The following is a 4,804-nucleotide window of genomic DNA, read 5'->3' on the forward strand; positions in this document are numbered from 1 at the left end:
GCTCAACCGAAAAACTCAAACAATTTAACTTAGATAGCAAAGGGATACAGCGTGCCCAAGCGGCACTTATTGATCAGTGTATCCGACAAATTAGTGAAACATTGCCGCTTTATTTGATGAAGAATCACAATTTGATAAGCAGGCAGAAAGCATTATACAATATTCATTTCCCGGAAAGCGTGGAAGCATTAATGGAGGCTCAAAGGCGCCTCAAATATGAAGAGCTTTTCTTCATTCAATTAAAGCTTCTCAGAACTAAGGTCTTGCGTAGTCAAAAATTTAAAGGTTCTGTCTTTAGTAATGTTGGGGATAATTTCAATACTTTTTATTCTCAAAAACTACCTTTTGAGCTTACCAAAGCTCAGAAGCGCGTGATTAAGGAAATCCGTCAGGATACACAAAGAGGAGTACAGATGAATCGCTTGCTGCAAGGCGATGTGGGTAGTGGAAAAACTGTGGTAGCCTTGATGATCATGTTATTAGCAATCGACAATGGTTATCAAGCTTGCATCATGGCGCCTACAGAGATTCTAGCTCAACAACATTATTCCTCTATTAAGAGCCTTTTAGGAGATGATTTTATTAAAGTTGAAATACTAACCGGTTCGACCCCTAAAAAGGCAAGGCGGGGCCTGCATGAGCGCCTAGAGAGTGGCGAGTTAAATATTATTGTAGGTACTCATGCTTTAATTGAGGACGCAGTCCAATTTCGTAATTTGGGTCTAGTAGTTATTGATGAGCAGCACCGGTTCGGAGTAGAACAGCGCGCACGTCTTTGGCGTAAAAATATTGTTCCTCCACATGTTTTGGTGATGACTGCAACGCCTATTCCTCGTACATTAGCAATGACACTTTATGGCGATCTCGATATTTCTGTCATAGATGAGCTTCCTGCGGGTAGAAAACCAATTAAGACCGTGCATTTATTCCATAGTCAGCGTTTACGGATGTTTGGCTTTATGCGCGAAGAAATAGCCAAGGGTAGGCAAGTTTACATTGTTTATCCATTAATTAAAGAGAGTGAGAAGCTTGATCTTTTATACCTTGAGGCGGGTATTGAAGCAATTTCAATTGAGTTTCCTCTCCCTGAATATCGAATTAGTATTGTGCATGGAAAGTTGGCAGCAAAGGATAAGGCTGCCGAAATGCAGCGCTTTATTAAAGGCGAAACACAAATTATGGTGGCAACCACGGTCATTGAAGTGGGTGTTAATGTTCCCAATGCGAGCGTCATGATAATTGAAAATGCGGAGCGATTTGGTTTATCTCAATTACACCAATTACGTGGTCGTGTAGGTCGTGGAGCTGAGCAATCTTTTTGTATATTAATGTCGAGCATGAAGCTTAGTGCAGATGCAAAAACTCGTATAGAAACTATGGTGCGTACCAATGATGGTTTTGAAATTGCGGAAATTGACCTGCAACTTCGTGGACCCGGAAATATTGAAGGAACGCAGCAAAGTGGAGTTCTTGACCTCAAATTAGCTGATCTCGCACTTGATCAACAATTGCTAGCTGAGGCTAGAAAAACGGTTATTGAAGTCCTTGAGAATGATCCAGAGCTTATACATGAAGAAAATCTTATCTTGAGAAAATATTTTGAGAAAAAACCGGGCGGTATAAGCTGGGATAAAATATCTTAAAAGGATGTTATGTTTATTTAAATGAAATCTAAAACAATGAATTTTTTAAAAACTTTAATACCAGCTCTTTTTATTGGATCAAGCTTGTTTGGGCAAAATACTGATTCCATTATTATTCGTAAGATTTATGATGAGGCCTTAGAAAATGGGCATGCATATAAAAATTTGGAGTATTTATGTAAGCAAATTGGTCCGCGACTTAGTGGTTCTGTAAATGCGCAAAAATCTGTGGACTGGACCAAAAAATTGATGGAAGATTATGGTTTTGATCGTGTTTATTTACAAGAATTGATGGTTCCAGTTTGGGAGCGTGGCGCAAAAGAGGAGGCTTATATTTTAGATGGAGACACAAAAATTCTGGTTCCAATTGCAGCTCTTGGGGGTTCCATCGCCAGTCCGAGTAAAGGTATTACAGCACCAATATTGGAAGTTCGAAATTTTGAAGAACTTAAAGCTTTAGGTGAAGCGGTGGTTAAAGGCAAGATTATATTTTTCAACCGTCCATTTGATTCTAAACTATTTAATACCTTTTCAGCTTATGGTGGAGCAGTCAATCAGCGTAGCCAGGGTGCAATTGAAGCCGCTAAACTCGGAGCGGTAGGCGTTATTGTAAGATCTATGTCTTCAGTGGTTGATGATTTCCCTCACACTGGCGGAATGACTTACCAAGAGGGAGTAAATAAAATTCCTGGGGCAGCCATTAGTACTAAATCAGCCGACGTATTAAGTGAGAAATTAAAGCTTAATAAATCCTCTGTTATTCAATTTTATTTCAAACAAAGTTGTCGCACATTACCCGATGCGGTTTCATATAATGTTATTGGGGAGATTAAGGGCACTATAGACCCAGATGGTATAATTACTGTTGGTGGGCATTTAGATTCATGGGATCTGGCCGAAGGAGCGCATGATGATGGTACCGGGGTAATGCAATCTGTGGAAGTTTTAAGAATATTTAAACGGCTAAACTTGAAGCCAAGACACACCATCAGAGCTGTGATGTTCATGAATGAGGAGAATGGTTTGCGTGGTGGATTGAAATATGCAGAAATTGCTAAGCAAAATAATGAAAAGCACCTAGCTGCCCTTGAGTCGGATGCCGGGGGCTATACCCCTCGTGGCTTTACTGTGGAGAATGCACCTTTTTCATTAACGCATTTCTCTAACTGGAAATCTCTTTTTGCACCATATCTTGTGGATGCGATCATTTCTGGTGGGGGCGGTGCTGATATTGGTCCGCTGAGAATAATGCCCGAAGTGGTTCTAATTGGTTTTAGACCTGATACACAGCGTTATTTCGATATTCACCATTCTAGCAATGATGTGTTTGAGAATGTAAATAAGCGTGAGCTTGAGCTCGGAGCAGCAGCAATGACCTCCTTGATTTACCTCATCGATCAGTATGGGACTAAATAAAAAGCTGAATAAATTTCGAGAATAAAAATGGGTGATATTAAGGTGAAGGGAGTTCAAGCAGATCCCTATGTGGCAATGCGTTTCCCTGAGTTTCGCTCCTACATAGCTATGCGTTTCTTATTCACCTTCGCATATCAAATTCAAGCAGTGGTAGTTGGCTGGCATATTTATCAGCTAACAAAAGATCCATTGTCTTTGGGTTTAATCGGGCTTGCAGAAGCTATTCCTTCCATTACGGTTACCCTCTATGGGGGATATATTGCAGATAAATCCGACAAGAAAAAACTCTTGGTTTGGATAATTGCAGCCATGTTATTTTGTTCTGTAATACTTGCTATAGTAACTACTGGTGAGGTGCTTCAATTAATCGGACAAACATGGGTTATCCTAATTATGTATGGAATAATTTTCTGTGTTGGTGCAGCACGTGGTTTTTATTCGCCCACAGCTTTTGCCCTAATGGCACAAATTATTCCCAAAGAGCATTATTCAAACTCATCAACATGGAATAGCGGAAGCTGGCAAACGGCTTCTATCATGGGGCCAGCAGTTGGGGGTTTACTCTATGCTTTTAGTGGGATCACTGCCTGTTTCATTGTAATTGTTAGCTTCATAGCGCTCGCTCTTGCTTGTATTATATTTTTTGTAAAAAACTATCCTTCAACTTTTATTCCAAAGGAAAATATTTTCAAAAGCTTGTCGGAGGGTATTCGTTTTGTGTTTAAAAGCAGAATGATTCTTGGTGCCTTGAGCTTGGATATGTTCTCGGTATTTTTTGGTGGTGCTGTGGCCTTGATGCCAATTTTTGCCCATGATATACTGAAAGTTGGTGCAGAGGGTTTAGGATTTATGAGAGCAGCTCCTGCGCTTGGTGCAGTGATTACCATGTTTGTTTTGGCAAAATATCCGCCAATGAATAAACCTTGGAGAAATTTGTTGCTGGCTGTTGCCGGATTTGGATTATCGATTATCTGCTTCGGACTTTCCAGAAATTTTTATCTCTCGCTATTATGCTTATTTTTTGAGGGAGCATTTGATAGCGTGAGCGTAATTATACGTTCAACTATTTTGCAGATCCTCACTCCGGAAGAGATGCGTGGAAGGGTATCAGCCGTAAATGGAATATTTATTAATTCATCCAATGAAATTGGCGCATTTGAGTCGGGGGCAAGTGCAAAGCTCATGGGAACAATTCCGTCCGTACTTTTTGGTGGGACCATGACACTTTTAATTGTGATTTTTACGTATTTCAAAACTAAAAGGCTTGTTCCTTTAAGCTTAAATCAAATCAATCGACATTAAATTTTATTATTCCTGCCCAAAATCAGGTAAATAATTGAACCTAAAACGGGTGCGAGCAGGATTACAATTAACCATAATAATTTGGTGTTTGTAGGGATTCGACTTTTCAAAAGGTCCATAAGTGTGACCACAATTAGGATGAACCAAATGATTCCCAATATAAATCGTAAGACACCTCCAATAAATAAAATTACCAATAATGTACTCATAGTGCTTTTTGTTTGCGTCCCCAAAAAAGATAAACAACGGCTCCCAAATATGGGGCTACTAGAATAAACAGAATCCAGAGGAATTTGTGTGTGGTACTAAGCTCTTTTGATTTTATGGTATCAAATATTGCGAAAGGAATGATCAGAAGAAGTGCAATGACTGCAAAGGTAATCATGATTATTTCCCATAAACCAAAGCCGCTTGTATATTCGGATATCATCTTTAGCTTATTT

5 protein-coding genes are annotated in these 4,804 nt (G+C 39.5%); 3 read left to right on the forward strand and 2 right to left on the reverse strand.

Annotated elements, in window-relative coordinates:
• From recG to ACILQF_RS10650, 3 genes are all read left to right on the forward strand, one after another.
• Nucleotides 1–1,643: ATP-dependent DNA helicase RecG (gene recG / locus ACILQF_RS10640; RefSeq protein WP_395627387.1), on the forward strand; the 1,643-nt coding region annotated here is incomplete at its 5' end.
• 36 nt (nucleotides 1,644–1,679) lie between these two features.
• Entirely contained in the window at nucleotides 1,680–3,059 is a 1,380-nt protein-coding gene (locus tag ACILQF_RS10645; protein WP_395627388.1) for a M20/M25/M40 family metallo-hydrolase, read from the forward strand.
• Nucleotides 3,060–3,086: 27 nt separating this feature from the next.
• Nucleotides 3,087–4,361 carry an MFS transporter gene (locus ACILQF_RS10650; protein ID WP_395627389.1) on the forward strand — a complete coding sequence of 425 codons (1,275 nt, stop codon included), beginning with the start codon at nucleotides 3,087–3,089 and terminating at the stop codon, nucleotides 4,359–4,361.
• Here ACILQF_RS10650 and ACILQF_RS10655 read toward each other — a convergent pair.
• Both ACILQF_RS10655 and ACILQF_RS10660 read right to left on the reverse strand, forming a co-directional pair.
• A complete protein-coding gene (locus tag ACILQF_RS10655; protein WP_395627390.1) occupies nucleotides 4,358–4,570 on the reverse strand; it encodes a PLDc N-terminal domain-containing protein in 213 nt (70 codons plus the stop codon). The two genes, ACILQF_RS10650 and ACILQF_RS10655, sit on opposite strands and share 4 nt — an antisense overlap.
• The coding region (locus ACILQF_RS10660; RefSeq protein ID WP_395627391.1) for a PLDc N-terminal domain-containing protein at nucleotides 4,567–4,804 on the reverse strand (238 nt) is incomplete at its 5' end. The genes ACILQF_RS10655 and ACILQF_RS10660, both read right to left, overlap by 4 nt.

Source organism: Daejeonella sp. (genome assembly GCF_044232565.1).
GTDB lineage: Bacteria > Bacteroidota > Bacteroidia > Sphingobacteriales > Sphingobacteriaceae > Daejeonella.

Coding starts and splice junctions, on each gene's coding strand:
- ACILQF_RS10645 (WP_395627388.1), top strand. CDS start 1,680: ATGAATTTTTTAAAAACTTTAATACCAGCTCTTTTTATTGGATCAAGC.
- ACILQF_RS10650 (WP_395627389.1), top strand. CDS start 3,087: ATGGGTGATATTAAGGTGAAGGGAGTTCAAGCAGATCCCTATGTGGCA.
- ACILQF_RS10655 (WP_395627390.1), bottom strand. CDS start 4,570: ATGAGTACATTATTGGTAATTTTATTTATTGGAGGTGTCTTACGATTT.